Raw genomic sequence first — 26556 nt, 5'->3', positions numbered from 1 at the left:
GTCCAATTTTCAACTTCTTAGGTAGAATTCATATATGGAGACCGAGACGGCCACTCGCTGGCTGAACGACGCGGAGCAGTGCACCTGGCGCACCCATCTGGATGTCAGCAGGCTGCTGATGCACCAGTTGGAGAAAGATCTCCAGCCGTTCGGACTGACCAACAACGACTACGAGATCCTGGTCAACCTCTCCGAGGCCGAGGACAGGCGGCTGCGGATGAGTGATCTCGCCGCCGCCACGCTCCAGTCCAAGAGCCGTCTCTCGCACCAGATCACCCGGCTGGAGACCGCCGGCCTGGTCCGTCGTGAGCACTGCGAGTCCGACCGCCGCGGTCTCTTCGCCGTCCTCACCGATCAGGGCATGGAGACGATGCAGGAGGTCGCGCCGCACCACGTCGCCTCCGTACGGAAGCACTTCTTCGACCTGCTGCCGCCCGAGGCGCTCGCCGCGCTGAGCCAGTCACTCACGCCGGTCGCCGAGCATCTGCGCGGGCGCCGCGCCAAGAGCTGACGCACCGGTGGGGACCGGCCGTTCCGGGTCCCGGCCGGCGGCGGGCAGGCGCAGCTCGAACAGCGCGCCGCCCGCCTCGGCGCGGCCGACGTCCAGTGTGCCGTCGTGCCGGTGTGCCACGTCGCGGGCGATTGCGAGGCCCAGCCCCGCGCCGCCGTCGTCCCTGCTGCGGGCGTCGTCGAGCCGTACGAACCGCTCGAAGATCCGCTCCCGCTCCGTCTCCGGCACCCCCGCCCCGTCGTCGGCGACCGCGAGCACCACCTGGCCGCCCTCCCGGCGCACCGTGGCACGTACCTCCCCCGCCGCGTGACGCTGCGCGTTGTCCAGCAGATTGCCCAGCACACGCGCCAACTGGCTCCGCGAGCCCGCCACTTCGACGCTCCCCCGGGTCTCGTGGACGTCCGCCGTCACCGGGATCCGGTCGGTCGAGCGCTGCGAGACCTCCTCGCGTACCAGCGCGGCCAGATCCAGCCGCGTACGCCCGGCCTGCTCCCCCGCGTCCAGCCGGGCGAGCAGCAGCAGGTCGGCGGCGAGCTGCTGGAGCCGTACGGTGTCGGCCACCGCGCCCGGCACGTCCAGCAACTCCGGGTGCGCCTCGCCCACTTCGAGCTGGGTGCGCAGCGAAGCGATCGGACTGCGCAGTTCGTGCGAGGCGTCGGCGACGAAACGCCGCTGGCGGTCGACGGACGCTTCGAGCGCGGTGAGCGTCTCGTTGGTCGTACGGGCCAGCTTGGCGACCTCGTCGTGGGTGTCCGGCTCCGGCACCCGCCTGGTGAGGTCCTCGGAGGCGGTGATGGCGGCCATCTCGCGCCGGATGCCCTCCACGGGCCGCAGCGCGCGCCGTGTGACCAGCCAGGTCACCCCGCCGACGACGACCAGCAGGGCGGGTACGCCGACGGCCATGGCGATGGTGGCCGCGCGGACGCCGCTCTGCTGGGGGCCGAGCGAGGAGCCGGTGTAGACGGTGTACGGGCCGCCGGCGAGGCCGCTGACCCGGCGCTCGGAGAAGACGTAGTCGACGGTCCTGCCGTCGACGGTCGCGCTTCCGGTGCGGTGCTTCCCGGGCTCGGAGACGGTGCCGTCGGCCGGGGCGCCGGGGGGCGGGGCGTCGTCGTCGCTGTCGTCCCCGCTGTCGTCGTCACCACCGCTGTCGTCGTCATCGTCGTCGTCACCGGTCGGGGTGGGTGTCGGCGTGGGGGTGGGGGTCGGGGCCGTCGTGGGAGCGGGCGACGCGGGGCGTACGGCGGCCACGCCGGTACCGGTGATCTTCGTCAGGTCCTCGCTGGCTATGAGCAGCCGGCCCTTGCCGTCGACGACCTGTGTCGGGTGCTCCTCGCTCCCCTCCAGTTCCAGCTTGCCGATGGGCACCCGTCGCGCGATCTGCTGGGCGACCTCGTTGGAGAACTGGTCGGCCTGGCCCGCCGCCTGGCCGGTCAGGTTCGAGCGCAGCGCGAACAGCAGGGCGAAGGCGGCGGCCACCAGCGCCACGGCCACCACGGCGGTCGCGGCGAGCGCGGCCCGGGACCGTACGGAGGAGAAGGGGCGTCCGCGCGGGCTCATACGGCCACCAGCCGGTATCCGGCGCCGCGCACCGTCTGGATGGTCGTGGCACCGAGCTTGCGGCGCAGCGCGCTGATGTAGACCTCGATGATGTTGGGGTCGCCGTCGTACGCGAAGTCCCAGACGTGCTCCAGGATCTCGGGCTTGCCGACGATCTGACCGGCCCGGACCGCGAGTTGTTCGAGGACGGCGAACTCCTTGGCGGTGAGGGTGACTTCGGTGTCCTCGCGATGGACCCGGCGGGCGGCGGTGTCGACGGTGAGGGTGCCGATGCGCAGGACGGGCGAGGCTCCGGCGGAGCCCCGGCGGCGCAGCAGGGCCTTGACCCGGGCGACGAGCACGACGTACGAGAACGGCTTGGTCAGATAGTCGTCGGCGCCGGTGTCCAGTCCCTCGGCCTCGTCGTACTCGCCGTCCTTGGCCGTCAGCATCAGGATCGGCACGTCGTTGCCGGCGGCGCGCAGGGCGGCGCAGACGCGGTAGCCGTTCATCCCGGGCAGCATGATGTCGAGGACGATCAGGTCGTACGCGCCCTCGCCCGCCAGATGCAGGCCTTCGAGGCCGTCGTGCACGACGTCCACCGCGAAGCCCTCGGCGCGCAGGCCCCTGGCCAGGGACACCGCGAGCCGCTTCTCGTCCTCAACAATCAACAGGCGCATGTGCACAGCCTCCCAAAACGAACCTGAAGAAACCTTCAGGTGGCTTCAGGCTGCCTTCAGCTTCCCTCAGCCAGATTGATGTCAAGCGAAACGGCCCGACGGGGAGGAACCCTCATGAAGCGCAATCTTGTCATCGCCAGCATCACCGCCGCCGCTCTGATCGGTGCCGGCACGTACACCACGGTCGCCCTGGCAGCCACCGACAACGGCGCGGACACCGCGCCGAAGACGGTCTCCTCGGCGTCACTGGTGAACGGTGCGGGTGCCACGGACGACAACCGGGACGACGACTTCAACGACGACGGGGACGACTTCAACGGGAACGGGACCGGGAACGGCAACAGCAGCGGCAAGGACGACACCAAGGCCCCGGCGACGGGCTCGAAGCTGACCGCCGAACAGGCCGCTGCGGCGGCGCTGGGGCAGCACCCGGGCAAGGTGGAGTCCGTCGACCTGGACGACGACGATGACGACGACGGCTCGTCCGTCGCCCGCCACTGGGAGGTCGACATCATCGGCCAGGACGGCAAGTGGTACGACCTGCGGGTCGACGCCGCGACCGGCGCCGTCCGCGTGGACAAGGACGACGATGACGACAACGACGACGACCGCCACGAGCGCGCCCTGGTGAACGGCGCCCAGGTGGACGCCCGCGCGGCGGCGGCAGCGGCCCTGAAGAAGCACCCCGGCGCCGTGACGTCGGTCGACGCGGACGACGACGACCGTAAGGCCGGCCACTGGGAGGTGACGGTGCGCGGCGACGACGGCGCCTCGCACACGGTGACGGTCGACATGAAGACCGGCGCGGTGGCGGCGGACCGGGACGACGACAGTGACGACCGGGGCGACCACGCGGACGACCGCGACGACCGCGACGACGACCACGGCGACGACGACGGCCGGGACGACGACCACGGCGACGACGACGGCCGGGACGACGACGGGCACGACGACCGCGGTGACGACGACGGCGACGACGACTGACCCGCCGCGTCTCCCGTAGCCGTAGCCGTACGTAGCCCGTAGCCCGTAGCCGTAATCCGTAGCCGTACCCCAAGGGCCCGGCTCGCGCCCGGGACAGCCGGTGGCAGAGGACAGTCCCCCCTCCTCTGCCACCGGCCTCCGCGTTATCCGCCCGTCAGCCCGGCCACGAGTTCGTCCGCCGCCGCGTACGGGTCCAGCTCGCCCGCGACGATCCGCCGGGCCAGCGCCCCCAGGCGCCGGTCGCCGCTCAGGTCGGCGATCCGTTCGCGGAGGGCCGTCACGGCGATGGCCTCCACCTCGCGGGCCGCGCGCCGGGCGCGCCGTTCGGTGAGGACGTCGTGCTTCTCCAGCCACGCGCGGTGCTTCTCCAGGGCGTCGACGACCTCGTCGATGCCCTCGTTGCGCGCCGCCACGGTCTTGACGATGGGCGGGCGCCAGTCGCCGGGACCGCGGGCCTCGCCGAGGCCGAGCATGTGGTTCAGCTCCCGGGCGGTCGCGTCGGCGCCGTCGCGGTCGGCCTTGTTGACGACGTAGACGTCACCGATCTCCAGGATCCCGGCCTTGGCCGCCTGGATGCCGTCGCCCATCCCGGGCGCGAGCAGCACCACCGAGGTGTCCGCCTGCGAGGCGATCTCCACCTCCGACTGACCGACCCCGACGGTCTCCACGAGGATCACGTCGCAGCCGGCCGCGTCGAGCACCCGGATCGCCTGCGGCGCCGCCCAGGCGAGCCCGCCGAGATGGCCGCGGGTCGCCATGGAGCGGATGTAGACGCCGGGGTCCGACGCGTGGTCGGACATCCGCACCCGGTCGCCCAGCAGCGCTCCTCCCGAGAAGGGGGACGACGGGTCGACGGCCAGGACGGCGACGCGCTTGCCCGCCTTCCGGTACGCGGACACCAGCGCGGACGTCGATGTCGACTTGCCGACTCCGGGCGACCCGGTGAGCCCGACGACGTACGCGCCGCCCGCCAGTGGCGCCAACGCGGCCATCACCTCGCGCAGTTGCGGCGACGCCCCTTCGACCAGCGAGATCAGCCGGGCCACGGCTCTGGGCCGGCCCTCCCGTGCCTGGGCCACCAGCTGGGGGACGTCCACCGTCATCCGTACCGCGCTCCGTTCCTGGTTGCTGAGGGGTCGAGAAGAGGGCGGTTACGCCTTCGGCACCCGCACGATCAGCGCGTCGCCCTGACCGCCGCCGCCGCAGAGCGCCGCCGCGCCCACGCCGCCGCCGCGCCGCTGGAGTTCGAGCGCCAGGTGCAGCACCAGCCGGGCGCCGGACATCCCGATCGGGTGGCCCAGCGCGATGGCCCCGCCGTTCACGTTCACCTTTTCAGGGGACACACCCAGCTCCTTGGTCGACTGGACGGCGACCGCCGCGAAGGCCTCGTTCATCTCGATGAGGTCCAGGTCCTCGACGGCGATGCCCTCCTTGCTCAGGGCGTGCCGGATGGCGTTCGCGGGCTGCGACTGGAGCGAGTTGTCCGGGCCCGCCACATTGCCGTGCGCGCCGATCTCCGCGATCCACTCCAGGCCCAGCTCCAGCGCCTTGGCCTTGCTCATGACCACGACGGCCGCCGCGCCGTCGGAGATCTGCGACGAGGAGCCCGCCGTGATCGTGCCGTCCTTGGCGAAGGCGGGCCGCAACTTGCCCAGGGACTCGGGAGTCGTCTCGGGGCGGATGCCCTCGTCCTGGTCGAAGATCACCGGGTCGCCCTTGCGCTGCGGGATCTCGACGGGGGTGATCTCGGCCTGGAAGACGCCGTTCTTCTGCGCGGCGGCGGCCCGCTGGTGGGAGGCCGCCGCGACCTCGTCCTGCTCGGGCCTGGCGATGGCGAGGCGGGTGTTGTGCTTCTCCGTGGAGGCGCCCATCGCGATGGACTCGAACGGGTCGGTCAGACCGTCGTACGCCATCGCGTCCAGCATCTCGATCGCGCCGTACTTGTAGCCCTCGCGGGACTTCGGCAGCAGATGCGGCGCGTTGGTCATGGACTCCTGGCCGCCGGCGACCACGATGTCGAACTCGCCCGCGCGGATCAGCTGGTCGGCCAGCGCGATCGCGTCGAGGCCGGAGAGACAGACCTTGTTGATCGTGAGCGCGGGGACATTCATCGGGACACCGGCCTTGACCGCCGCCTGGCGCGCCGGGATCTGCCCCGCCCCGGCCTGGAGCACCTGCCCCATGATCACGTACTGCACCTGGTCGCCGGTGACGCCGGCCCGCTCCAGCGCGGCCTTGATGGCGAAGCCGCCGAGGTCGGCGCCGGAGAAGGACTTCAGCGATCCGAGCAGCCGGCCCATGGGCGTACGGGCGCCCGCGACGATGACGGAAGTGGTGGTGTTCGAATCCGGCATGAGATGCGACCCCTTTGCCTGAGGATGGAGATTGAGGGTTAACGAGGGTTCACCAAATGTACTGAGCGCACAGGTCCCGGGTCACCCGGCCGCGAGTGTGACAGCGCGCACGTTGCGTAACCGCCCCGCGCGCGCTGCACTGAGCGCATGCTGACGCGAATCGACCACATCGGAATCGCCTGCCACGATCTCGACGCGACCGTCGAGTTCTACCGGGCCACCTACGGCTTCGAGGTCTTCCACACCGAGGTCAACGAGGAGCAGGGCGTACGCGAGGCCATGCTCAAGATCAACGAGACCTCGGACGGCGGGGCCTCCTATCTCCAGCTGCTCGAACCGGTCCGCGAGGACTCGGCCGTGGGCAAGTGGCTGGCCAAGAACGGCGAGGGCGTGCACCACATCGCCTTCGGCACCGCCGATGTCGACGGGGATTCGGAGGCCATCCGCGAGAAGGGTGTACGGGTCCTGTACGAGGAGCCGCGCGCCGGCTCGATGGGCTCCCGCATCACGTTTCTGCACCCCAAGGACTGTCATGGTGTGCTGACCGAACTCGTCACCTCAGCCGCGAAGCCTTCGGAGCACTGACCCGAACGATTCCCGGCCCGGTAGAGTGGGCCGCTCCGGGCCGGGGCCGGGTCGGGGCGGCGCCTCGGCCGATGATCTGTCACCATTCCCCGGGGGGCCGTTCGCCCGTCGGGCGGTGCCGAATGCGGAGTTGCCAGAGTTGCGACCAGGGGACGGATGGGACCGCGCAGTGCGGGGCTACGAACGCCAGGAGAGCCACCGAGCTGACGACGACCACCTTTCGCGGTTCGAAGCCGAGATGGATCGGCTGAAGACCGCGCGGGAGAAGGCCGTCCAGCACGCCGAAGACCTCGGTTACCAGGTCGAAGTACTGCGCGCGAAACTGCACGAGGCACGCCGCAACCTCGCGTCCCGGCCCTCGTACGACAACGCCGACATCGGCTACCAGGCCGAGCAGATGCTGCGCAACGCGCAGATCCAGGCCGACCAGTTGCGCACCGACGCCGAGCGCGAGCTGCGTGACGCCCGCGCGCAGACGCAGCGCATCCTCCAGGAGCACGCCGAGCACCAGGCCAGGCTCCAGGCCGAGCTGCACGCCGAGGCCGTCCAGCGCCGCCAGCGGCTCGACCAGGAGCTGGCCGAGCGCCGGCAGACCGTCGAGTCGCACGTCAACGAGAACGTCGCCTGGGCCGAGCAGCTGCGCGGACGCACCGAGACCCAGGCCCGCCGGCTGCTCGAAGAGTCGCGCAACGAGGCGGAGAAGTCCCTGGCCGCCGCCCGCGCGGAGGCCACGAGGGTCGCCGAGGAGGCCCGCCGCCGGCTCGGTGCCGAGTCCGAGACCGCCCGGGCCGAGGCCGAGGCGATTCTCCAGCGTGCCCGCAAGGACGCCGAGCGGCTGCTCAACGCCGCGTCCACGCAGGCGCAGGAGGCCACCAGTCACGCCGAGCAGCTCCGTACGACGACGACGGCCGAGTCCGACCAGGCGCGCCAGCAGGCCGGCGAGCTGAGCCGGTCGGCCGAGGCGCGGATACAGGAGGCGGACGAGCGGCTGCGCGAGGCCCGCGCCGAGGCCGAGAAGCTGGTCTCCGAGGCCAAGGAGGCCGCGGTCAAGCGGCTGGCCGGCGCCGAGACCCAGTACGAGCAGCGCACCCGTACCGCCAAGTCCGAGATCGCCCGGCTCGTCGGCGAGGCGACGAAGGAGTCGGAGGCGCTGAAGGCGGAGGCCGAGCAGGCGCTCGCCGACGCCCGCGCCGAGGCCGAGAAGATGGTCGCCGAGGCCGCCGAGAAGGCCCGTACGGCCGCCGCCGAGGACTCCGCGGCCCAGCTCGCCAAGGCGGCCCGGTCGGCCGAGGAGGTCCTCACCAAGGCCTCCGAGGACGCCAGGGCCACCACCCGCGCCGCGAGCGAGGAGGCCGAGCGGATCCGCCGCGAGGCCGACGCCGAGGCGGACCGGCTGCGCGGCGAGGCGGCCGAGCAGGCCGACCAGCTCAAGGGCGCGGCCAAGGACGACACCAAGGAGTACCGGGCCAAGACGGTCGAGCTCCAGGAGGAGGCGCGCCGGCTGCGCGGCGAGGCCGAGACGCTGCGGTCCGAGGCCGTCGCCGAGGGCGAGCGCATCCGGAGCGAGGCGCGCCGTGAGGCCGTCCAGCAGATCGAGGAGGCGGCCAGCACCGCCGAGGAGCTGCTGACGAAGTCCCGCGCCGACGCCGACGAGATGCGGGCCACCGCGTCCACGGACAGCGAGCGCGTCCGTACGGAGGCCATCGAGCGCGCCACGACGCTGCGCAAGCAGGCCGAGGAGACGCTGGAGCGCACCCGCGCCGAGGCGGACCGGCTGCGCGCCGAGGGCGAGGAGCAGGCCGAGGCGGTGAAGGCCGCCGCCGAGCGGGCCGCCGCCGAGCTGCGTGAGGAGACCGAGCGCGGTGTCGAGGCCCGTAAGGACGAGGCGTCCGACGAGCTGACCCGGCTGCACACCGAGGCCGAACAGCGCCTGAACGGCGCCGAGTCGGCCCTGGCCGACGCCCGCGCCGAGAGCGAGCGGATCCGCCGCGAGGCCGCCGAGGAGACCGAGCGGCTGCGCACGGAGGCCGCCGAGCGGCTGCGTACGCTCCAGGCGCAGGCCGAGCAGGAGGCCGAGCGGCTGCGGGACGAAGCGGCCGAGGACGCGGGCCGCTCCCGCGCGGAGGGCGAGTCGACGGCCGTACGGCTGCGGGACGAGGCCACGCAGGAGGCCGAGCGGACCAAGTCCGAGGCGCAGGAGAGCGCGGACCGGCTGCGCGCCGAGGCCGCCGCCGCGGCCGAGCGGGTGGCCGCCGAGGCCGCCGAGGCGCTGGCCGCCGCGCAGGAGGAGGCGAGCCGCCGCCGCCGGGAGGCCGAGGAGTTGCTGAGCGCCGCCCGTACGGAGGCGGACCAGGAGCGCGAGCGGGCCCGCGAACAGAGCGAGGATCTGCTGGCGTCGGCCCGTAAGCGGGTCGACGAGGCGCAGGCCGAGGCGGCGCGGCTGGTCGAGGAGGCCGAGTTCCGCGCCACGGAGATGGTGTCGGCCGCCGAGCAGACGGCGCAGCAGGTACGGGACGCGGTCGCCGGGCTGCACGACCAGGCCGAGCAGGAGATCGCCGGGCTGCGCTCCGCCGCCGAGCACGCCGCCGACCGGACGAGGTCCCAGGCGCAGGAGGAGGCGGACCGGGTCCGCTCCGACGCGTACGCGGAGCGCGAGAGGGCCGCGGAGGACGTGGCGCGGCTGCGTGCCCGCGCGCAGGAGGAGACGGACGCCGCCCAGGCGCTGGCCGAGAGCACCGTCGGCGAGGCGGTCACCGAGGCGGAGCGGCTGCGCGCGGAGAGCGCCGACTACGCGCAGCGGGTACGGACCGAGGCGTCGGACTCGCTGGCCGCCGCCGAGCAGGACGCGGCCCGCGCCCGCCAGGAGGCGCGCGACGACGCCAACCGCATCCGGGGCGACGCCGCGGAGCAGGCGGACCGGCTCATCGGCGAGGCGTCGAGCGAGTCGGAGCGGATGCGCGCCGAGGCGGCGGAGACCGTCAACTCGGCCCAGCGGGCGGCCGAACGGCTCCGCGCGGAGGCCGCGCAGATCAGGTCGGACGCCGAGGCGATGTCGGAGCGGACGATCAGCGACGCGATCACGGAGTCGGACCGGCTGCTCGACGACGCGCGGGCGAACGCGGCCAAGCGCCGTGCCGACGCGGCCGAGCAGGCCGACCAGCTCATCAACAAGGCCCAGGAGGAGGCGTTGCGCGCCGCCACCGAGGCCGAGACACAGGCCGACACGATGGTGGGCGCCGCGCGCTCCGAGGCCGCGCGGATCACCTCGGACGCGACGGTCGAGGGCAACTCCCTGGTGGAGAAGGCCCGTACGGACGCCGACGAACTGCTCGTCGGGGCGCGCCGGGACGCCACCGCGATCCGTGAGCGCACCGAGGAGTTGCGGGTGCGGGTCGAGGGCGAGATCGACCAGCTCCACGAGCGGGCGCGCCGCGAGACGGCCGAGCAGATGAAGAACGCCGGCGAACGCGTCGACAAACTGGTCAAGGCGGCGACCGAACAGCAGGCGGAGGCCGAGCAGAAGGCCAAGTCCCTGGTGGCGGAGGCCGGTTCGGAAGCGAGCAAGGTCCGGATCGCCGCGGTGAAGAAGGCCGAGGCGCTGCTGAAGGAAGCGGAGCAGAAGAAGGCCGAACTGACCCGCGAGGGCGAGCGGCTGCGCGCCGACGCCGAGGCGGAGGCCACCCGCACCGTCGAGGAGGGCAGGCGTGAACTCGACGTCCTGGTACGCAGGCGTGAGGACATCCAGGCCGAGATCTCCCGTGTCCAGGATGTGTTGGAAGCGTTGGAATCCTTCGAGACTCCGGCCGCGAGCGGCAAGACGGGTTCGGGCGGGGGCGCCGGCGGGGGTAGCGTCAAGGCGGGTGCGGCGGCGGGCGCTACCCGTTCGGGTGGCAAGCAGTCCGAGAGTTAGGGCCTGTCGTGTGGATACCACTCAAAAGGCTGGACATTCTCCAGATCAAACCGTCATCCGCTCGATGACACGCCGCTTCGGCCCCTAGGATTCCCCCTATCACCTCACCGGTCTCATTCGACAGGAACCCCATGAGCGACACTTCCTCCCCATTCGGCTTCGAGCTCGTGCGGCGTGGTTACGACCGCGGTCAGGTGGATGACCGCATTACCAAGCTCGTCGCCGACCGTGACAGTGCTCTCGCACGGATCACCGCACTGGAAAAGCGCATCGAGGAGCTCCACCTCGAAACGCAGAACGCACAGGCCCAGGTCACCGACGCGGAGCCGTCGTACGCCGGCCTGGGAGCGCGCGTCGAGAAGATCCTCCGCCTCGCCGAGGAGGAGGCGAAGGACCTGCGCGAAGAGGCCCGTCGCGCCGCCGAACAGCACCGCGAGCTGGCCGAGTCGGCTGCCCAGCAGGTGCGTAACGACGCCGAGGCGTTCTCCGCCGAGCGCAAGGCGAAGGCCGAGGACGAGGGCGTCCGCATCGTCGAGAAGGCGAAGGGCGAGGCCTCGACCCTGCGCTCCGAGGCGCAGAAGGACGCGCAGCAGAAGCGCGAGGAGGCGGACGCGCTCTTCGAGGAGACCCGCGCCAAGGCCGCCCAGGCCGCCGCGGACTTCGAGACGAACCTCGCCAAGCGGCGTGAGCAGTCCGAGCGTGACCTGGCGTCGCGTCAGGCGAAGGCCGAGAAGCGCCTGGCGGAGATCGAGCACCGCGCCGAGCAGCTGCGGCTGGAGGCGGAGAAGCTCCGTACGGACGCGGAGCGTCGCGCCCGTCAGACGGTGGAGACCGCGCAGCGCCAGGCCGAGGACATCGTGGCCGACGCGAACGCCAAGGCCGACCGGATCCGCAGCGAATCGGAGCGCGAGCTGGCGGCGCTCACCAACCGCCGCGACTCGATCAACGCCCAGCTGACCAACGTCCGCGAGATGCTGGCCACGCTGACCGGTGCGGCCGTCGCCGCGGCGGGTACCCCGGCCGAGGACGAGCCGATCTCCCGCGGTGTCCCGGCGCAGCAGTCGCGCTAGTCGGACATGACCCGGCCGGACATCCGGCCGGCCGGGTGTCTGGACTGCTGATGTACGGCTGATAGACGGATGCGTTCCGTAAGTAACGATCGTGCAAGCCCCCCGCCAGTGGAGTGGCGGGGGGCTTTGCGCGCCCTTAGGTTGTCCGCATGATCGAGGTCGAAGGGCTCACCAAACGTTTCGGGAAGAAAATCGCGGTCGACCATCTCTCCTTCCAGGTCCGGCCGGGCGTGGTGACGGGTTTTCTGGGACCCAACGGAGCCGGTAAGTCGACCACCATGCGGATGATGCTCGATCTGGACATCCCGTCCGGCGGCTCGGTCCGTATCGACGGGAAGCATTACCGGGAGCTGTCGGAGCCGGTGAAGTACATCGGCGCGCTGCTCGACGCGAAGGCCATGCACGGCGGTCGCAGCGCGTACAACAATCTGCTGTGTCTGGCGCAGAGCAACCGTATTCCGGTGAGCCGCGTCAACGAGGTCCTCGACACCGTCGGTCTGACGGCCGTGGCCAAGCAGAAGTCGAAGGGCTTCTCCCTGGGAATGGGCCAGCGGCTGGGAATCGCGGCGGCGCTGCTCGGTGATCCCGAGATCCTGATGTTCGACGAGCCGGTGAACGGTCTGGACCCCGAGGGCATCCACTGGATCCGCAATCTGATGAAGGCCCTCGCGGGCCAGGGCCGGACGATCTTCGTCTCCTCGCATCTGATGAGTGAAATGGCCCTGACCGCCGACCACTTGATCGTGATCGGCCAGGGAAAGCTTCTGGCGAACACCTCGATGGCCGACTTCATCCAGGAGAACTCGCGCAGTTTCGTACGGCTCCGCTCCCCGCAGCGGGAGCAGATGCGCGACGCGCTGCACGCGGGCGGGCTCTCGGTCGTGGAGGCGGCCGACGGCGCGCTGGAGATCGACGGCTCCACCGCCGAGGAGATCGGCGAACTGGCCGCCCGGAACCAGCTCACGCTGCACGAGCTGAGTTCCCAACGCGCCTCGCTGGAAGAGGCGTTCATGCAGATGACGGCCGAGTCGGTCGAGTACCACGCCCATTCCGGCAGCGCCGGCGGCGTGGGCCCGGCGGCTCACACGGCCCCGGGTCCCCAGTGGGGACAGCACGACAACCAGGGCAAGGGAGCCTGACCCATGGCATCGGTACCAGCGGTCCTCCGGTCGGAGTGGACCAAGATCCGTACGGTCTCCTCCACGATCTGGACCCTCGCCGTCGCGTTCCTCGTGACCGTGGCCATGGGCTTCGGTCTGTCGCTGCTGTTCAAGTCCACGTTCGACGATCTGTCGGACGCCGAGCGCGTGACCTTCGACCCGACCTTCGTGAGCTTCTCCGGGATGATTCTCGGGCAGCTGGCGATGGTGGTCTTCGGTGTCCTCGTGGTCGGCTCGGAGTACAGCTCGGGCATGATCCGCACCTCGCTCGCCGCCGTACCGCAGCGGGCGACCTTCCTCTTCAGCAAGCTCTTCGTCGCCGGGGCGCTGGCCCTGGTGGTCGGGCTCGTCACGGGCTTCGTCACGTTCTTCCTCGGCCAGGCGGCGCTCGGCGACCACGGGACGAGCATCGGTGAGCCGGACGTGCTGCGCGCGGTCATCGGCAGCGGTCTCTACATGGGGCTGATCGCGCTGTTCTCGATGGGCGTCGCGACGATGCTGCGCAGCTCGATGCTGTCGCTCGGCATTCTGATGCCGTTCTTCTTCCTCGTCTCGCAGATCCTCGCCTCCGTACCGAAGGCGAAGCAGGTCGCCAAGTACTTCCCCGACCAGGCGGGCTCGAAGATCATGCAGGTCGTTCCCGACGCGCTGAACTCGGAGAAGCCTCCGTACAGCCCCTGGGAAGGCATGGGGATCATGGCGCTGTGGGTCGTCGCGGCGCTGATCGGCGGCTATCTCGTACTGAAGAAGCGCGACGCCTAGGGGGTGTCTTGTCGATCAGGCCGGATCAGGGAGCGGGGGCTGGTGCGTGCGCTCGCAAGGCGGAGGAGGGAGACAACGCGGAGCGTTGGCGACCGACGACAACACGGCGAGGGCGCGTGCCAGGGACCGCGAGCCCGGCAAGATCGGCAAGACACCCCCTAGGGGGTGTCCGCCGGCAGGGCCGTAACAGGCGCCTGGGCCCTGTCCACCGACAGGGCCCAGGCGCCTGTTACGCGCGAGGAGTCGCCGCCGCTCCGTCGCAACGACTTGGCCGGAACCGTCAAGGCCCGGATATCCTCCTAACTCTTACGGGGGCCGTCGGCCCGGAGCGGCCACTGCCCCGACCACCTGACTGAACTGTCGATGGGGCTGGAGAATGATCGAGGCAGTCGGCCTGACGAAGCGCTACGGCGCCAAGACGGCCGTGTACAACCTTTCCTTCCAGGTAAAGCCCGGTACCGTCACCGGGTTCCTGGGCCCCAACGGTTCCGGCAAGTCGACGACCATGCGGATGATCCTCGGCCTCGACCAGCCGACCGCCGGCCATGTGACCGTCGGCGGGCACACCTTCCGGCAGCTTCCCAACGCGCCCCGCCAGGTCGGCGCGCTCCTCGACGCCAAGGCGGTGCACGGCGGGCGCAGCGCGCGCAACCACCTGCTGTCGCTCGCGCAGCTCTCCGGCATCCCGGCGGCCCGGGTGGACGAGGTACTGGGCGTGGTGGGCCTCCAGGACGTGGCACGGCGCCGCTCCAAGGGCTACTCCCTCGGTATGGGCCAGCGGCTCGGTATCGCCGCCGCGCTGCTCGGCGACCCGCAGGTGCTGCTCTTCGACGAGCCGGTGAACGGGCTCGACCCGGAGGGCATCCTCTGGGTGCGCAATCTGATGAAGCAGCTGGCGTCGGAGGGCCGTACGGTCTTCGTCTCCTCGCACCTGATGAGCGAGATGGCAGTGACGGCGGAACATCTGATCGTGATCGGGCGCGGGCAGTTGCTCTCCGACATGAGCGTCCGGGACTTCATCTCGCACAACTCGGCGGACTTCGCGCGGATCCGCCCCGCGCACACCACCCCGGAGGACCGCGAGAAGCTGATCGTCGCGCTGGGCGAGGCGGGCGGCCAGGTGCTGTCCGAGCCGGACGGCGCTCTGCGGGTCACCGGGCTGCCGCTGCCCCGTATCAGCGATCTGGCGCACGAGTCGGACGTACGGCTCTGGGAGCTGTCCCCGCACCAGGCATCGCTGGAGGAGGCGTACATGCGCCTGACGCAGGGCGCCGTGGACTACCGGTCGACGGCCGACCAGCTCGCCGGTTTCGCGCCGCCGCAGCCGCAGGGCTACGCGGTGCAGCTGTACCAGCCGCCGGTGGTGCCCGACGTGCCGACGCAGGGCTGGTACCCGCCGCCGCCTCCGGGCGGGAACCCGTACGCGACGGACGCCCCGGCACCGGCCGCTGCGGCTGCCGTGCCGCAGGCTGCCGCGCCGCACGCTGCCGCGCCGTCGGCGCCCGCGGACGCGCCCGCGAAGCCCGCGCCCGCCCCGGCGAGCGCCGCCGACTTCGCCAAGAGCCTCAACGACGCGAAGCCCGACGGCACCGCCGCCGGGACCCCAGCCGGCACCGCCGCCGCCCAGACCCCAGCCGGGACCGCAGCCGCGGCCGAGAGCACCGAGGACGCCCGATGACCGCCCCGTACGAGCAGCCGCAGGCCCCGATCTGGCAGGGCGGCCAGCCCCTCGGGTCGTACATCTCGCCGATCCCGGTCCGCCGGGCCACCCTCGGTGACGCGCTCGCCTCGGAGTGGACCAAGATCCGCTCCGTCCGCTCCACCGTGTGGACGCTCGGCGTCATGATCGTCCTGATGGTGGGCATCGGCTCGCTCGTGGCCTGGGCCATCTCCTTCTCGGAGCCCGCCCCCGCCGGGGAGTCGATGCTGCCGATGGGCTTCTTCGGCGTACTGCTGGGCTCGATCTGTGTGATCACCCTCGGCGTGCTGACGATCGCGTCCGAGTACGGCACGGGCATGATCCGCACCACCCTGACCGCCTGCCCCAGCCGGGGCCGGGTGCTGGCGGCGAAGTCGATCGTCTTCTTCCTGCTGGTGTTCACGACCACGACGGTGACGGCGGCCCTGGTGGGCGGCATCCAGATCGCGATCCTCGGCGGGCGCGCGCCCAGCGGCGAGGAGTGGCTGCGGGCCACCTTCGGCGTCGGTCTCTACGTGGCGCTGCTCGGCCTGCTGGCGCTGGCCGTCGGCGCGCTCATCCGGCACTCGGCGGGCGCGATCACCATCATGATCGGGGTGGTGCTGCTGCCGCTGGTGCTGGCGATGTTCATGTTCTCGCCGTCGCTGGCGGACGTGCAGGAGGCCCTGTTCTCGTACTCGATCCCGAGCCAGCTCGCGGTGCTCTACGACACCTCGATGACCGATGCCGGGCCGAGCGGCTGGGACCCGCTGTTCATCGGGACGGGTGTCACGGCGGCGGTGATGGCCCTCGCCGCGTACACGCTCAACCGGCGCGACGTGTAAGGCGAGTTGGCGCTCACGGCTGTCGGGCCGCCACGGCGCCGGCCGTGCCCGGCTCCCGCCCCGCGCCTCTCCCCCGGTTCAGAATTTCGGCGCGTTACGGGACCGCTGCACCCGCGAGGTGCGGCGGTCCTTCGCGTTCCAGCACGCCTTGTGCCAGTGCCGCCGGTCGTCCACGCCGCCGTACTCCGGCCACGCCACCACGTGCGGCACACCCGAGGGGATCTCCTGGTCGCAGCCGGGGCAGCGGTAACGCTTGCCCGCCGCGCTCGCGCCCGCGACGTTCCGCACCGCCCACTGCTCGCCCTGCCAGGACTCGGTCCGCTGGAAGCCGCCGTACCGGTCCGACGCCTCACCGGCGTGGTCGGTCGGGGTCTCGCCGCCTCGGGGGCGGTTGCGGCGCGGGGACACATGACACCTCACGGGGCAGACAGCACGGTTCCCCTCCAGCGTACGGGCCGCTCTCGCCGTGCCAGGCCCGCGCGCGTGAGACCGTGGGCACCCGCACGGCGCAGTTAGCGGACAATCGCAACAACTTCCGCCCCGCCCGTGCCCATGGCACGTGTCAGACGTTAATGCCAGTAGGGGGGAGCCGCGTCAGCCGCAAGGAGGCAGAAGGCGATGCGAGTTGGAGCTTTTGTACTGGCGGCCCAGTTCCCGGGCCAGGGCCAGGGAGAAGCACTGCACAGAGCCGTGCGCACCACAGAGGTCGCCGAGGAGTCCGGGCTGGACTCGGTGTGGCTGGCCGAGCACCACTTCGTGCCGTACGGCACATGCCCGTCGGCCGTGACACTGGCCGGCCTGCTGCTGGGGCGTACGCGGCGCATAAGGGTGGGTACGGCGGTCAGCGTGTTGCCGAACATACATCCAGTGGCGCTCGGCGAGCAGGCGGCGCTGCTGCATCTGCTCTCCGGCGGGCGCTTCTCGCTCGGCGTGGGCCGGGGCGGCCCCTGGGTCGATCTCGAAGTCTTCGGATCGGGACTCCGGGCGTACGAACGGGACTTCCCCGAATCGCTCGACCTGCTGCTGCGCTGGCTGCGCGACCCCCGGGTGTCGGCGGACGGCGAGCGCTACCGGTTCCGCGAAGTCCCCGTCGTACCAAGGCCCGACGAACTGATCGACGGCGCCGGCGGGCCCGAGGTGGTCGTGGCGTGCACCTCCGCGAAGAGTGTGCGGCTGGCGGCCGAGCGCGGGCTGCCGATGCTGCTGGGGATGCACTGCGGGGACGAGGAGAAGGCGGAGATGGTGGCCCTGTGGCGGACGCACGCCATCGCCGCCGGCCACCCGCCCGAGCAGGCCGTCGGCGCCGCGCACGTGTCGGCGGGGGTGGCGCAGATCGCCGACACCCGTACGGAGGCGACCGAGACGCTGGTGAAGGCGATGCCGGGCTGGCTGCGGCTGGGGCTCGGCGCCCATGTGACGGTGGACGGCAGGCCCAGGTCGATGCGCGATCCCGTCGCCTACACGGAACTGCTGTGCGGTCTGCATCCGGTGGGGCCTCCCCGGCTCGCCGCCGACCGGCTGGCGGCCACGGCGGAACGAACCGGAATCACGCGCTTCGCGCTGCTCGTCGAGGGCTCAGGAGACCTGGTCGCCACGGAGGAGAACGTACGGCGGATGGGGGCCGAGGTGCTGCCCCGGCTGAGCTGAGCGAGCCGGTGCGACGCGGTGGGGGCCGCCCGGCGGATCCCTGTGTCGGCCCAGGAATCCGCCGACGGACCGTACATCCCGGGGTCAGCAGTCCCGCAGCTCAGGGGACTGGTTGAGCAACTGCCCCCTGATGGAAGTGAATCGGGCGAGCCTCTCGTCGACCGAGGGGTCCAGCGGGAACACCGCGACCCGGTGACAGTTCTGGAATGCCAGACGCACTCCGAAGTGGCGCTGAAGCGCACCGCGGATCGCGTCACTGGCGAGTGCGCGCAGCAGCTGACCACGTGCCTGCTCGTCCGGCGGCGGCGTCTGGTTGTCGGCGAACTCTCCGCCGTCCACCTTCAGCTGGGCCACCAAGGAGCTGATCATCTCCCACGCGAACGGCAGGGAGGTCCGGACGCAGTCGACGAATTCCGCTTCGTCGACCTCGCCTCGCTCGGCCTGCTCCAACAGTGCCGGTGAGACGTCGAGCGACATGGGGTTCTCCTCTCGCGACCCCAGCAAACTGGGGCCTTACGGGCAGGGAAGGGGGAGACGACGACGCAGCGTGCACGACCGGCGACCTCCTGCATCCACGTTATGCGTGCTGTCCGGACCGCACCAGGCGAATGGGAACACAACCGGCCACAAACGAACGGGGCTTGAGGGTCGAATCGCGGCGAACGTCGACAGTCGAGTAGCGTTGCGGACCATGCGTCTCGTCATCGCCCGCTGCTCCGTCGACTACGCGGGCCGGCTCACCGCCCACCTGCCCTCCGCCCCCCGTCTGATCCTGGTCAAAGCTGACGGGAGCGTGTCGATCCACGCGGACGACAGGGCGTACAAACCGCTCAACTGGATGTCTCCGCCGTGCGCGCTCAAAGAGGGCACCGGTGACGATGTCGGAGTATGGACGGTCGTGAACAAAGCGGGCGAGAAATTGATCATCACCATGGAGGAGATCCTCCATGACTCGTCACATGAACTCGGAGTCGATCCGGGCCTGATCAAGGATGGCGTGGAAGCACACCTCCAGGAGCTTCTCGCCGACCGCATCGAGACACTGGGCGACGGCTACAGCCTGATCCGCCGCGAATACCCCACCGCCATCGGCCCGGTGGACATCCTGTGCCGCGACGCGGCCGGCGCGACCGTCGCCATCGAGATCAAACGCCGGGGCGACATCGACGGTGTCGAGCAACTGACGCGCTATCTCGACCTGTTGAACCGCGATCCCCATCTCTCCCCGGTACGCGGCCTGTTCGCGGCCCAGGAGATCAAGCCCCAGGCCCGGGTGCTGGCGACGGACCGGGGCATCGGCTGCGTGGTGCTTGACTACGACGCGCTGCGGGGCATCGAGGACGACAAACTGCGCCTGTTCTAGGGCCTGTCCTGGCCGGCGCCGTCGCGCTTCCCCCGGGCGTACGGCGCGAACAGCAGGTCCCAGTTGGCCACGGTGGCGCCGGGCAGGTGCCCCTCCTCCGCCGTGGCCGCGTCGCGCAGATAGAGCAGATGCCCCTGCGCGGCGCCCACGTCTCCGCTCTCCAGCGCCCCGGTGGTGAAGGCGCGCTGCTCGTCGCGCCACACCAGATCCGAGCTGTCGACCGAGGCCCGGACCAGCCCGGCCCAGTACGCCTCGTCGTGGGCGCCGGTGCGCTGACGCATGTGCCGTGCCGCGTAGCGCGCCATGGCGTCCGCGTCGCCGATCAGCGGGGAGAGCACCTGGTCGGACGTGAAGTCGAAGCCGAACCAGAGGCGCCGGCCATCGAGGACCAGCGACTCGATGCCGCCGATCGCGCCGGTACGGCCGGGCAGTCCGGCCACGAGGTCCGCGGCCTCGCCCACGGTCTCGTTCGAGGTCTCGTCCATCGGTGGGGCCTTTCGTCGGTCGCCGCTGCGGGAGTTGTCCGCGACGTGTCTATCGCATCGCACTGACACCCGTGTCGCGCCGACCGGCACTCACCAGCTGATCCGCGCCGCCACCGGCAGATGATCGCTCCCGGTGGCCGGCAGCAGCCACGCGCTCACCGGCTCCACGCCGCGTACCAGGATCTGATCGATCCGCGCCACCGGGAAGACCGCCGGCCAGCTGAAACCGAAGCCGCTCCCGGCCGCCTCCTGGGCCGAGCGCAGCTGGGAGGTGACGGAGTCGAACGCGCGGTCGTCCATGGTGCCGTTCAGGTCGCCGAGCAGCACCACCCGCTCGGTCCGCTCGGCGGCGAGGGCCCGGCCCAACGACCGCGCGCCGGCGTCCCGCTGGCCCGACGAAAGGCCCCCTCTGGGATTGACGCGTACGGAGCCGAGGTGGGCCACGTACACCGCCAGCGGCCCCTGGTCCGTGGCCACGGTGGTCCGCAGCCCCCGGTTGTACTCCAGCGTGACCTCGTCCGGTTTGCTCTCCCCCAGCGGCCCCATGTCCATCTTGACGTCGACCGGGCGGGTGTCCGACAGCGGCAGCTTGCTCCACAGTCCGACGGTGCCCCGCACCGTGTGGTGCGGATATGTCTTCGCCAGGCCCTTCTCGTAGGTCTCCCTGGCCTGTTGGGACAGCTCCTCCAGGGCCAGCAGGTCCGCCCCGGAGGCGGCCAGGTCGCGGGCGGTGCCGGCCGGGTCGGGGTTGTCGGCGCCGACGTTGTGGCTGACCACGGTGAGGTCGCCGCCCGGCCGGGACTTGTCGGTGAGCAGCCCGCCGTAGAGGGTCAGCCACGCGGTGACCGGCACCAGCAGCGCGACCGCGGCGGAAGCGGAGCGGCGCCACAGCGCCCCGGCCAGCAGGACGGGGACGAACAGACCGAACCACGGCAGGAAGGTCTCCACCAGGCTGCCGAGGTTCAGCCCCAGGCTCGGGATCCTCGCGTGCAGCAGCATGAGCGGACCGAGCAGCAGCGCCAGCGCCGCGAACACCGGCCCTCGTCTCCAGGGCTCCGGCCGGGAGAGGGAGCGCAGAGCCCGGCGGATCCTCGTACGCCGGTCACCGGAGCCCGTGTCCCGGCGCTCCGCGCCGCCCGTCGCGTCGGGTACGGCGCCGTCGGCTTCGCCGGGCGCACCGGGATTCTTGGGACGATCGGGAGCCGGCGCCGCTGAAGTTCGAGTCACACCGCCAGTCAAGGTGGTGGGACGTTGCGGGAGCGTATGCGGTTTTGGATACGCCGACGACAGGTACCCACTCGTAGCATCGGCGGCGCCCGGCCGTCCTGGAGGTCCCGGGGCGTCCCGGGGCGTCCCGGGGCGTCCCGGGGATCAGCGCTCCGTGGCGACCATGGCCTCGATCTCCTTGAGCACGATGTCGGGACGGTCCTTCGGCACGTCGTGGGAGCTGCCCTCGGCGGTCACCAGTGTCCGGTCGGGACCGTCCTCGACGAACGACGCGGCGGCGTCGCGCCAGCGCTGCGCGTCCACCGGGGACCCGTCCATCGGCGTCTTCTCGGAGACTATGACCGTCGCCGGTACGGAGTCGGGCCAGGCGATCTTGTGGAACGCCCGGTGCGCGGCGGCGAAGCCGTCCGCCGTGGCGAGCAGCTGGCGGTTCGCCGGGTTGTCGGGGTCCTTCTTCGCCGCGTCGACCTGCGGCTTGCTCGCGGCCACGAGACGGGGAATCTCCTCGTCCGTGAAGAACGGGGGGAGGTTGGCGTCGACCAGGACCGCGCCGAAGAGCATCCGCGGATTGTCCTTGGCGAAGTGGTTCGCGATCTCCCCGGCCTGGGAGTGGGACACCAGAGTCACGTTCTTGGTGATGCCCAACTGATCGAGCCCCGCCTTGAGATCACCGACAGCGCTCTCGACCTTCCACGGGCCGGGCACCACGTCGCTCCTGCCGAGACCGGCCCGGTCGTAGGTGACGACGGTGGCGCCGGTGTCCCGGTGAAGCCTGGGAACGAGGTCCTTCCACTGCGAGGAGTCCTCACCGCCGCCGGAGTCCAGAACGATGGTGCGGTCGCTGCCCCGGACGACATGGAAGGCCAGACGATGCCCCTCGTTGGTGACCATGTGCAGCTTCGACGCACCCGTATCCCCGGCCCCCGGCGAGCCGGAGGCCGAGGCGGCGTGCTCGGGTGCGGAGTCCTTGTCGTTGCCGTCGTCGCCACAGGCTGTGGCGGCGCCGGCGGTCAAGGCCAGCAGGGCGAGGGCCGACAGAACACGACGGGTGGACCGGCGCTCGCGGAGGGTGCGGGACATGGTTGATCCTTCGGCGACTGAGGGGCTGTTGTGCTGTCGGTCCCATCATTCGGCGCCCCGGATGACCAGAGAATCCGACTGGCACGCCTGTCACCGGTGTCGCTGAGGCCAGCGAGCACAGTGGGGTTATCCCCCGCGAGCCACCACTGCTGGCAGCATGACCCCATGGACGCAAGGGAGTTGGGCGACATCGTCGTGCGCCGCGTGGGCGAGGGGGATGCAGGCGCGTTGATCGGGGTTGACTCCGTGGCCGCCGGTGGGGACGAGGCGCGGCGGGATGCCGTTCGGCGGTGGTGTCGAGAGGGTGTCGCCGTCGTGGCGGAGGGGGCGGACGGGCCGCTCGGGTACTGCGTCGTCGAGTACACGTTCTTCGAGCAGGGCTTCGTCACCATGCTGATGGTGGCGCCGGCCGCCCGTGGCAGGGGGGTCGGGCACCGGTTGCTCGACGCCGTCGCCGAATCGTGCGCGACGCCGAAGCTGTTCACCTCGGCCAATGTCTCCAACCAGCCCATGCAGCGGCTGCTTCGACGGGCCGGCTGGAGCCCCGTCGGTCTTCTCCACGGTCTTGACGAGGGTGACCCCGAGCTGTTCTACCTCTGCCCGTGAGCTCGGGGTCCGGCCCCGTCAGGACGCCAGCTCGGCCGGTACCTCGGCGGCTGTGACTTCGACGAAGTCGTCGACCCTGACGAGCTTCATGAGGAAACGGGACCAGCCGGGCAGCAGCCGGCGTCCCGGCTGGCCGTGAATCCGTTCCGGCTTGGTGAGCTGGTAGCGACGGCCGCCGCGGATCAGATGTCCGCCGTCGGCCGCGATCACGTTGCGGACCCAGTCGACGTCCTTGCCGTAGGCCAGCGCGACCACCCAGCCGCGGTCGGTTCTGAACGCCTGGACCGGGGTCCGGTACTGCTTGCCGCTGCGGCGGCCTACGTGTTCCACCAGGGCGAGGGGCGGCATGCGGCGGGCGAGGGGCATCACCACCGGATTCACGACTCGACCGAGGCTCCGGAAAGCGCGTGGCATTGTCATTTCTTATCTCCTTGCACGGCGTGGGAGCTGACAGTCGCCGCCGGACTCTGCTGCGACCTGGGCCTGTCTCATATAAGAAACTCTGAGTATCTTCCGACTCAAGGCTAAGCTAGCACGACAAGGAACTCAACGACTCTTAAGGACGGGCGATGGCAGAGCCGCCGGCCACTCGGCGCCGCGGGAAGGCGCTTGAGGCGGCGATCATGCGGGCGGTCTGGGACGAGCTGGCCGAGGTCGGATACGCCGCGCTGACCGTCAGGGACGTCGCCGTACGGGCTCGTACGAGCAAGGCGGTGCTGTACCGCCGCTGGCCCGGCCGGGCGGACCTGGTCTTCGCCGCGATGGTGCACGACGTGCCGACGGCCGACGGCCTGCCCGACACCGGAGCCCTCAGATCGGACCTCTACGCGCTGCTCAAGCAGATGGTGGACAGGTTCGCCGCGGTGGACGTGGATGTGCTCTGGGGGTTGCTCGCCGAGAGCGCCCGTGACCCCCGGCTCTTCGAGCTGGTCCGGACCGAACTCCTCAGCTCCGTGCACCGTGGGCCCACGGCGGCCCTCCTCGAACGTGCCGCCGAGCGGGGCGAGATCGATCCCGCCCGGGTGACCGAGCGGCGGATAAGCCTGCCGCTGGATCTGATGCGCAACGAGTTGCTCATCCAGGGTTCGATCGCCGAGGACGCCATCGCCGAGATCATCGACGAGATCTTTCTGCCCCTCGTGTGCCCGGCCGCGGCGGCACCGGGAGCGCGCGTCACGGCCTGACCGCCGCCGGCGACGGAGAAGGGGCGGGCCCCGGGCGGGCCCCCCCCGGCGGGGGCCCCCCGGGGGGGGGGGGGGGGGGGGGGCGGACCCCCCGGGGGGGGGGCGGGGGGGGGCCGCCGGGCCCCCCCCGGGGCCCCCGCCCGCCCCCCCCCCCCCGGGCGCCCCGCCCCCCCCCCCCCCCCCCCCCCCCCCCCCCCCCCCCCCCCCCCGCCCCGTTGTCGTGTCCGGGCCGGTCAGATCACCGACGGGGTGGAGTCCGGGGAGGCCGACGAGGACGCCGACGGGGACGCCGACGTCGGTTCCGCCGGATCGCCGGTCACCGTCGCCGACTCCATGGGCGGCGGCTCCGCGTCGTCCGTCGGAGTCGGCGTGGGTGTCGGGGTCGGCGTCGGTGTGGGCGTCGGCGAGGGGCTGGAGTCCGTGGGGTCCGGGCCCGGGGTGCTCTTCGTCGGCGTCGGCTCGGAGTCCGACGGATCCGGGTCCGGGTCCGAGGGATCCGGGTCCTCGGACGGGCTGTCTGATGGGTCCGTGGATTCGGAGCCGCTCGTGCTGGGCGTCGGCGCGCCCGAGCTGGTCGTGGCGGGCACGCCGCCCGGCTCGGCCGGCTTCTTCGTGCTCGCCGCCGGTTCCTGGCTGTCGTCGTCGTATCCGCCTGCGCCGTCGTCCTCCGCCGACTGGTCCGTCTGGACCCGGTCGTCGGGCGAGCTGTCGTTGCCGGACGCGCCGAGTGTCACGACCGTGCCCAGTACGGCGGCGAGCACCGCGCCCGCGCCGGCGGCGACCAGGTTGCGGCGGGCCCCGCCCAGCACCGGACGGCGCCGGCGTACGGACGATCCCGCGGTGGCGGCTTTCCCGGCCACCGGGGTCTCGTCTTGGCGCGTCACGAGCGTCATCCGGTCGTCCGGCTGCGGACGGCCCAGCACGGGTACGACCATCGAGACCCCGCGCGGCGGCGACACCGCCGACTGGTCGTCGGGCGTGCGGAAGGCGGCCGGCGTGTTGCCGTTCTCGCGGTCGGTGACCAGGGCCAGCGCCCTGCGGCCGGACACGGTGCCGCGCTTGTCCGCCACCGCCCCGCGCATGCCGATCGAGGTCTCCAGTTCGGCGCGGGCCCGGTCGAGGCTGCCGACGCAGAGCGCGAGGATCCCCAACTCATGGTGGAAGTACGCCTCTTCGGCGACCTCTCCGGCGATCCTGGCCGCCTCCTGGCCCATCCGCAGCGCGCGCTCCCAGGCGCCCCAGTGCAGTCCCGCCAGGAAGGCGGGTGCCGCGCCCCTGGCCAGCAGGACGGCCGCGCTGGCGTGCCCCGCCTCGCCACTGGCCACCAGGGGTGTCATCGCGGCGAGCAGCGCGTCCGCCTCCGTGGCGGCCCGGCGCGGGGTGACCGACGGGTGCCCGGCCCACCAGGTGAAGTGCTGGACGGCGACGTGCGCGCGGGACGTGGCCTCGTCGCCGTAACCGTGCGCCTGGAGTTGGGCGAGTGCCCCGGCGGCGAGCCGGTAGCGCGGGCCGACGGGCGAGAGGAGACCGGCGTTCATCAGCTCACCGACGGCGGCGTCGGCGTGGGTGTCGCCGACCAGGGCCGGCAGATGGGCCTGGTGCGGCACCTCGCCGCCGAGCGCGACGGCGAACCGCAGCGTCTCCCGCGCGGCCTCGCCGAGCCGGGAGGCGAGCAGCGCGGCGGGCGCGGCGCCCTCGCCGAGGGTCGGCAGCGGTGCGTCGTACCCGTCGGCGGTGAGCCCCTCGCCGGTGAAGTCCTCGTCCCGGCGCCCCCCTTGACCGTACGGCGCGTCCGCCAGCTCATGGACGAAGACACCGTCGGCCTCGTACGGCTCGGCGTCGCCACGCGGTCGGTCGCGTCCGCGCAGCAACGCCCCGGCCTGGACGAAGCGCTGCGGCAGCCCCTCGGACTCGAACCAGAGATCGCCGGCCCAGTTCGCCTCCTCGTCCGTCAGCGGGCGCCCCGTGGCGCGCTCCAGCAGATCGAGCGAGGCGCCGCGGCCGAGCCCGCCGAGCAGGACCTCTTCGAGCCGCGAGCGCGAGATGGGCGCCTCGACGTCGGGGGTGACGGCGAGCAGGAAGGCGCATTCGGGCGCGGCTTCGAGGAGTTCGTCCAGCGGCTCGCCGCCGAATTCGAGGTCGTCCACGACGACGATCGCGCCGATGCCGTTGACCAGCCGCAGGAGTCCCGCGCGGTCGGGGCGGTGCAGGACGGACCGGTACACGGCCGCGTACAGCTCGTACAGCAGCTCGGTGACGGTGCGGTGGTGGCCGGAGAGCCGTACGACCCCGTCGGGCGCGAGGTCTTCGCAGTCGGCGGCGACGGCTTCGAGGAGTGCGGTACGGCCGGAGCCCGCCGATCCCGTGAGGCGTACGGAGCGTCCGCGGCCCAGCAGTGCGACGAGTTGTTCGCGCTCCTCCTGGCGCTCCAGCAGCGGGAGCGGGGGCGCGCCGGGGCCCGGCGGTATGGGCGGCCGGCCGGCGCGGCGCAGTTCGGCGCGCTCGTCGGCGTCGAGCCGGACGGGGGTGGACGGCTGCGAGCCCGGCGGGCACGGCTCGATCTCGCTGCCGTCGACGGGGTTGACGGTGATGAGGAAGTCGCCCGAGATCAGTTCGACGGTGCGCGCGGGCGTCGGGTGGGTGAGCCACGGGTTCGGCCGGTCGGCGGGCTCCGCGGGTCTCTCGTCGGCGCGCCCGGCGTCGGCGGGGTCCGTCGGGTGGGTCGGGTCGGTCGGGTTCATCGTCAAAGCCCCCAGATCGTGGCGTGCGGGTTGCCCTCCCGGCCTCGCACGCCCCGCCGTCTCTTCTGGTCGGGTGCCGCCGTATGGGTCGTCGGTCGGCCGACGGCCGAAACCCTAAACCTCCGCACAGTATCCAGGAACAGCC

24 protein-coding genes are annotated in these 26556 nt (G+C 71.8%); 13 read left to right on the top strand and 11 right to left on the bottom strand.

The genetic code is table 11. The annotated features are described in order from the left end of the window. The first annotated feature begins 34 nt into the window (after nucleotides 1-34). Entirely contained in the window at nucleotides 35-511 is a 477-nt protein-coding gene (locus ACFYNU_RS05620) for a MarR family transcriptional regulator (protein ID WP_356588201.1), read from the top strand. Here the strand turns inward: ACFYNU_RS05620 and ACFYNU_RS05615 are convergent. Both ACFYNU_RS05615 and ACFYNU_RS05610 read right to left on the bottom strand, forming a co-directional pair. Continuing rightward, entirely contained in the window at nucleotides 461-2071 is a 1611-nt protein-coding gene (locus ACFYNU_RS05615; protein WP_356588203.1) for a HAMP domain-containing sensor histidine kinase, read from the bottom strand. The genes ACFYNU_RS05620 and ACFYNU_RS05615 overlap by 51 nt on opposite strands. Then, on the bottom strand, nucleotides 2068-2730 hold the full coding sequence (locus ACFYNU_RS05610; protein WP_356588205.1) for a response regulator transcription factor: 663 nt from the start codon (nucleotides 2728-2730) through the stop codon (nucleotides 2068-2070). Before ACFYNU_RS05610 ends, ACFYNU_RS05615 begins: the two co-directional genes overlap by 4 nt. Before the next feature lie 114 nt (nucleotides 2731-2844). On the opposite strand from ACFYNU_RS05610, the gene ACFYNU_RS05605 reads away from it, so the two are divergent. After that, a complete protein-coding gene (locus tag ACFYNU_RS05605) occupies nucleotides 2845-3714 on the top strand; it encodes a PepSY domain-containing protein (protein ID WP_356588207.1) in 870 nt (289 codons plus the stop codon). 143 nt (nucleotides 3715-3857) lie between these two features. Here the strand turns inward: ACFYNU_RS05605 and meaB are convergent, their stop codons facing one another. Both meaB and ACFYNU_RS05595 read right to left on the bottom strand, forming a co-directional pair. After that, nucleotides 3858-4817 carry a methylmalonyl Co-A mutase-associated GTPase MeaB gene (gene meaB, locus ACFYNU_RS05600; RefSeq protein WP_356588209.1) on the bottom strand — a complete coding sequence of 320 codons (960 nt, stop codon included), beginning with the start codon at nucleotides 4815-4817 and terminating at the stop codon, nucleotides 3858-3860. 48 nt (nucleotides 4818-4865) lie between these two features. Continuing rightward, a complete protein-coding gene (locus ACFYNU_RS05595; protein WP_356588211.1) occupies nucleotides 4866-6068 on the bottom strand; it encodes an acetyl-CoA C-acetyltransferase in 1203 nt (400 codons plus the stop codon). 147 nt (nucleotides 6069-6215) lie between these two features. On the opposite strand from ACFYNU_RS05595, the gene mce reads away from it, so the two are divergent. The 7 genes from mce (at nucleotide 6216) to ACFYNU_RS05560 (ending at nucleotide 16078) form a co-directional block, all read left to right on the top strand. Continuing rightward, a complete protein-coding gene (mce, locus tag ACFYNU_RS05590; protein WP_356588213.1) occupies nucleotides 6216-6653 on the top strand; it encodes a methylmalonyl-CoA epimerase in 438 nt (145 codons plus the stop codon). A gap of 169 nt (nucleotides 6654-6822) precedes the next feature. Continuing rightward, nucleotides 6823-10563 carry a polarized growth protein Scy gene (gene scy / locus ACFYNU_RS05585; RefSeq protein ID WP_356588215.1) on the top strand — a complete coding sequence of 1247 codons (3741 nt, stop codon included), beginning with the start codon at nucleotides 6823-6825 and terminating at the stop codon, nucleotides 10561-10563. A gap of 131 nt (nucleotides 10564-10694) precedes the next feature. Next, nucleotides 10695-11633: a cellulose-binding protein gene (locus ACFYNU_RS05580; protein WP_189105418.1), complete on the top strand. Its 939-nt coding sequence runs from the start codon at nucleotides 10695-10697 to the stop codon at nucleotides 11631-11633. 149 nt (nucleotides 11634-11782) lie between these two features. Then, nucleotides 11783-12772, top strand: a complete 990-nt coding sequence (locus ACFYNU_RS05575) for an ATP-binding cassette domain-containing protein (RefSeq protein WP_356588217.1) — start codon at nucleotides 11783-11785, stop codon at nucleotides 12770-12772. 3 nt (nucleotides 12773-12775) lie between these two features. Then, nucleotides 12776-13555 (top strand): ABC transporter permease subunit, encoded by a 780-nt coding sequence (locus tag ACFYNU_RS05570; RefSeq protein ID WP_356588219.1) that lies wholly within the window; start codon nucleotides 12776-12778, stop codon nucleotides 13553-13555. Nucleotides 13556-13931: 376 nt separating this feature from the next. Beyond that, nucleotides 13932-15233, top strand: coding sequence for an ATP-binding cassette domain-containing protein (locus ACFYNU_RS05565; RefSeq protein WP_356588221.1), 1302 nt, complete (start codon nucleotides 13932-13934; stop codon nucleotides 15231-15233). Next, on the top strand, nucleotides 15230-16078 hold the full coding sequence (locus tag ACFYNU_RS05560; RefSeq protein WP_356588223.1) for an ABC transporter permease subunit: 849 nt from the start codon (nucleotides 15230-15232) through the stop codon (nucleotides 16076-16078). Before ACFYNU_RS05565 ends, ACFYNU_RS05560 begins: the two co-directional genes overlap by 4 nt. Before the next feature lie 78 nt (nucleotides 16079-16156). Here ACFYNU_RS05560 and ACFYNU_RS05555 read toward each other — a convergent pair whose 3' ends face one another. Further along, entirely contained in the window at nucleotides 16157-16486 is a 330-nt protein-coding gene (locus tag ACFYNU_RS05555) for an ATP/GTP-binding protein (RefSeq protein ID WP_356588225.1), read from the bottom strand. A 210-nt stretch (nucleotides 16487-16696) separates the two neighbouring features. Here ACFYNU_RS05555 and ACFYNU_RS05550 point away from each other — a divergent pair, with 210 nt between their 5' ends. Continuing rightward, a complete protein-coding gene (locus ACFYNU_RS05550; RefSeq protein WP_356588227.1) occupies nucleotides 16697-17725 on the top strand; it encodes an LLM class flavin-dependent oxidoreductase in 1029 nt (342 codons plus the stop codon). Between the two features lie 84 nt (nucleotides 17726-17809). On the opposite strand, the gene ACFYNU_RS05545 is transcribed toward ACFYNU_RS05550, so the two are convergent. After that, entirely contained in the window at nucleotides 17810-18202 is a 393-nt protein-coding gene (locus tag ACFYNU_RS05545) for an SCO5389 family protein (protein WP_023538618.1), read from the bottom strand. A gap of 214 nt (nucleotides 18203-18416) precedes the next feature. Between ACFYNU_RS05545 and nucS the strand changes: the two genes are divergently transcribed. After that, on the top strand, nucleotides 18417-19088 hold the full coding sequence (gene nucS, locus ACFYNU_RS05540) for an endonuclease NucS (RefSeq protein ID WP_356588230.1): 672 nt from the start codon (nucleotides 18417-18419) through the stop codon (nucleotides 19086-19088). Here the strand turns inward: nucS and ACFYNU_RS05535 are convergent. The 3 genes from ACFYNU_RS05535 to ACFYNU_RS05525 form a co-directional block, all read right to left on the bottom strand. Continuing rightward, complete coding sequence (locus tag ACFYNU_RS05535) at nucleotides 19085-19573, bottom strand: hypothetical protein (protein ID WP_356588232.1); 489 nt, start codon at nucleotides 19571-19573, stop codon at nucleotides 19085-19087. The two genes, nucS and ACFYNU_RS05535, sit on opposite strands and share 4 nt — an antisense overlap. A 90-nt stretch (nucleotides 19574-19663) precedes the next feature. Next, a complete protein-coding gene (locus tag ACFYNU_RS05530; protein ID WP_388765345.1) occupies nucleotides 19664-20650 on the bottom strand; it encodes an endonuclease/exonuclease/phosphatase family protein in 987 nt (328 codons plus the stop codon). Between the two features lie 294 nt (nucleotides 20651-20944). Beyond that, nucleotides 20945-21880, bottom strand: a complete 936-nt coding sequence (locus ACFYNU_RS05525) for an alpha/beta hydrolase (RefSeq protein WP_356588234.1) — start codon at nucleotides 21878-21880, stop codon at nucleotides 20945-20947. A 165-nt stretch (nucleotides 21881-22045) separates the two neighbouring features. On the opposite strand from ACFYNU_RS05525, the gene ACFYNU_RS05520 reads away from it, so the two are divergent. Beyond that, the gene (locus ACFYNU_RS05520) at nucleotides 22046-22486 is read left to right on the top strand and encodes a GNAT family N-acetyltransferase (protein ID WP_356588236.1); all 441 of its coding nucleotides are present in this window, start codon (nucleotides 22046-22048) and stop codon (nucleotides 22484-22486) included. Nucleotides 22487-22504: 18 nt separating this feature from the next. Here ACFYNU_RS05520 and ACFYNU_RS05515 read toward each other — a convergent pair whose 3' ends face one another. Further along, a complete protein-coding gene (locus ACFYNU_RS05515; RefSeq protein ID WP_356588238.1) occupies nucleotides 22505-22906 on the bottom strand; it encodes a nitroreductase family deazaflavin-dependent oxidoreductase in 402 nt (133 codons plus the stop codon). Nucleotides 22907-23055: 149 nt separating this feature from the next. Between ACFYNU_RS05515 and ACFYNU_RS05510 the strand changes: the two genes are divergently transcribed. Next, nucleotides 23056-23670: a TetR/AcrR family transcriptional regulator gene (locus ACFYNU_RS05510; protein WP_356588240.1), complete on the top strand. Its 615-nt coding sequence runs from the start codon at nucleotides 23056-23058 to the stop codon at nucleotides 23668-23670. A 233-nt stretch (nucleotides 23671-23903) separates the two neighbouring features. On the opposite strand, the gene ACFYNU_RS05505 is transcribed toward ACFYNU_RS05510, so the two are convergent. Beyond that, nucleotides 23904-26411, bottom strand: coding sequence for an ATP-binding protein (locus ACFYNU_RS05505; RefSeq protein ID WP_356586578.1), 2508 nt, complete (start codon nucleotides 26409-26411; stop codon nucleotides 23904-23906). Nucleotides 26412-26556 lie beyond the last annotated feature (145 nt).

The sequence above is a fragment of the Streptomyces sp. NPDC006643 genome (genome assembly GCF_042870175.1).
GTDB lineage: Bacteria > Actinomycetota > Actinomycetes > Streptomycetales > Streptomycetaceae > Streptomyces.
This window is presented reverse-complemented; position numbering and strand designations above follow the sequence as displayed.

Excerpts from the sequence above, each read along its gene's own strand:
- ACFYNU_RS05620 (WP_356588201.1), top strand. The coding sequence starts at position 35 with ATGGAGACCGAGACGGCCACTCGCTGGCTGAACGACGCGGAGCAGTGC.
- ACFYNU_RS05615 (WP_356588203.1), bottom strand. The coding sequence starts at position 2,071 with ATGAGCCCGCGCGGACGCCCCTTCTCCTCCGTACGGTCCCGGGCCGCG.
- ACFYNU_RS05610 (WP_356588205.1), bottom strand. The coding sequence starts at position 2,730 with ATGCGCCTGTTGATTGTTGAGGACGAGAAGCGGCTCGCGGTGTCCCTG.
- ACFYNU_RS05605 (WP_356588207.1), top strand. The coding sequence starts at position 2,845 with ATGAAGCGCAATCTTGTCATCGCCAGCATCACCGCCGCCGCTCTGATC.
- meaB (WP_356588209.1), bottom strand. The coding sequence starts at position 4,817 with ATGACGGTGGACGTCCCCCAGCTGGTGGCCCAGGCACGGGAGGGCCGG.
- ACFYNU_RS05595 (WP_356588211.1), bottom strand. The coding sequence starts at position 6,068 with ATGCCGGATTCGAACACCACCACTTCCGTCATCGTCGCGGGCGCCCGT.
- mce (WP_356588213.1), top strand. The coding sequence starts at position 6,216 with ATGCTGACGCGAATCGACCACATCGGAATCGCCTGCCACGATCTCGAC.
- ACFYNU_RS05580 (WP_189105418.1), top strand. The coding sequence starts at position 10,695 with ATGAGCGACACTTCCTCCCCATTCGGCTTCGAGCTCGTGCGGCGTGGT.
- ACFYNU_RS05575 (WP_356588217.1), top strand. The coding sequence starts at position 11,783 with ATGATCGAGGTCGAAGGGCTCACCAAACGTTTCGGGAAGAAAATCGCG.
- ACFYNU_RS05570 (WP_356588219.1), top strand. The coding sequence starts at position 12,776 with ATGGCATCGGTACCAGCGGTCCTCCGGTCGGAGTGGACCAAGATCCGT.
- ACFYNU_RS05565 (WP_356588221.1), top strand. The coding sequence starts at position 13,932 with ATGATCGAGGCAGTCGGCCTGACGAAGCGCTACGGCGCCAAGACGGCC.
- ACFYNU_RS05560 (WP_356588223.1), top strand. The coding sequence starts at position 15,230 with ATGACCGCCCCGTACGAGCAGCCGCAGGCCCCGATCTGGCAGGGCGGC.
- ACFYNU_RS05550 (WP_356588227.1), top strand. The coding sequence starts at position 16,697 with ATGCGAGTTGGAGCTTTTGTACTGGCGGCCCAGTTCCCGGGCCAGGGC.
- ACFYNU_RS05545 (WP_023538618.1), bottom strand. The coding sequence starts at position 18,202 with ATGTCGCTCGACGTCTCACCGGCACTGTTGGAGCAGGCCGAGCGAGGC.
- nucS (WP_356588230.1), top strand. The coding sequence starts at position 18,417 with ATGCGTCTCGTCATCGCCCGCTGCTCCGTCGACTACGCGGGCCGGCTC.
- ACFYNU_RS05535 (WP_356588232.1), bottom strand. The coding sequence starts at position 19,573 with ATGGACGAGACCTCGAACGAGACCGTGGGCGAGGCCGCGGACCTCGTG.
- ACFYNU_RS05525 (WP_356588234.1), bottom strand. The coding sequence starts at position 21,880 with ATGTCCCGCACCCTCCGCGAGCGCCGGTCCACCCGTCGTGTTCTGTCG.
- ACFYNU_RS05520 (WP_356588236.1), top strand. The coding sequence starts at position 22,046 with ATGGACGCAAGGGAGTTGGGCGACATCGTCGTGCGCCGCGTGGGCGAG.
- ACFYNU_RS05515 (WP_356588238.1), bottom strand. The coding sequence starts at position 22,906 with ATGACAATGCCACGCGCTTTCCGGAGCCTCGGTCGAGTCGTGAATCCG.
- ACFYNU_RS05510 (WP_356588240.1), top strand. The coding sequence starts at position 23,056 with ATGGCAGAGCCGCCGGCCACTCGGCGCCGCGGGAAGGCGCTTGAGGCG.
- ACFYNU_RS05505 (WP_356586578.1), bottom strand. The coding sequence starts at position 26,411 with ATGAACCCGACCGACCCGACCCACCCGACGGACCCCGCCGACGCCGGG.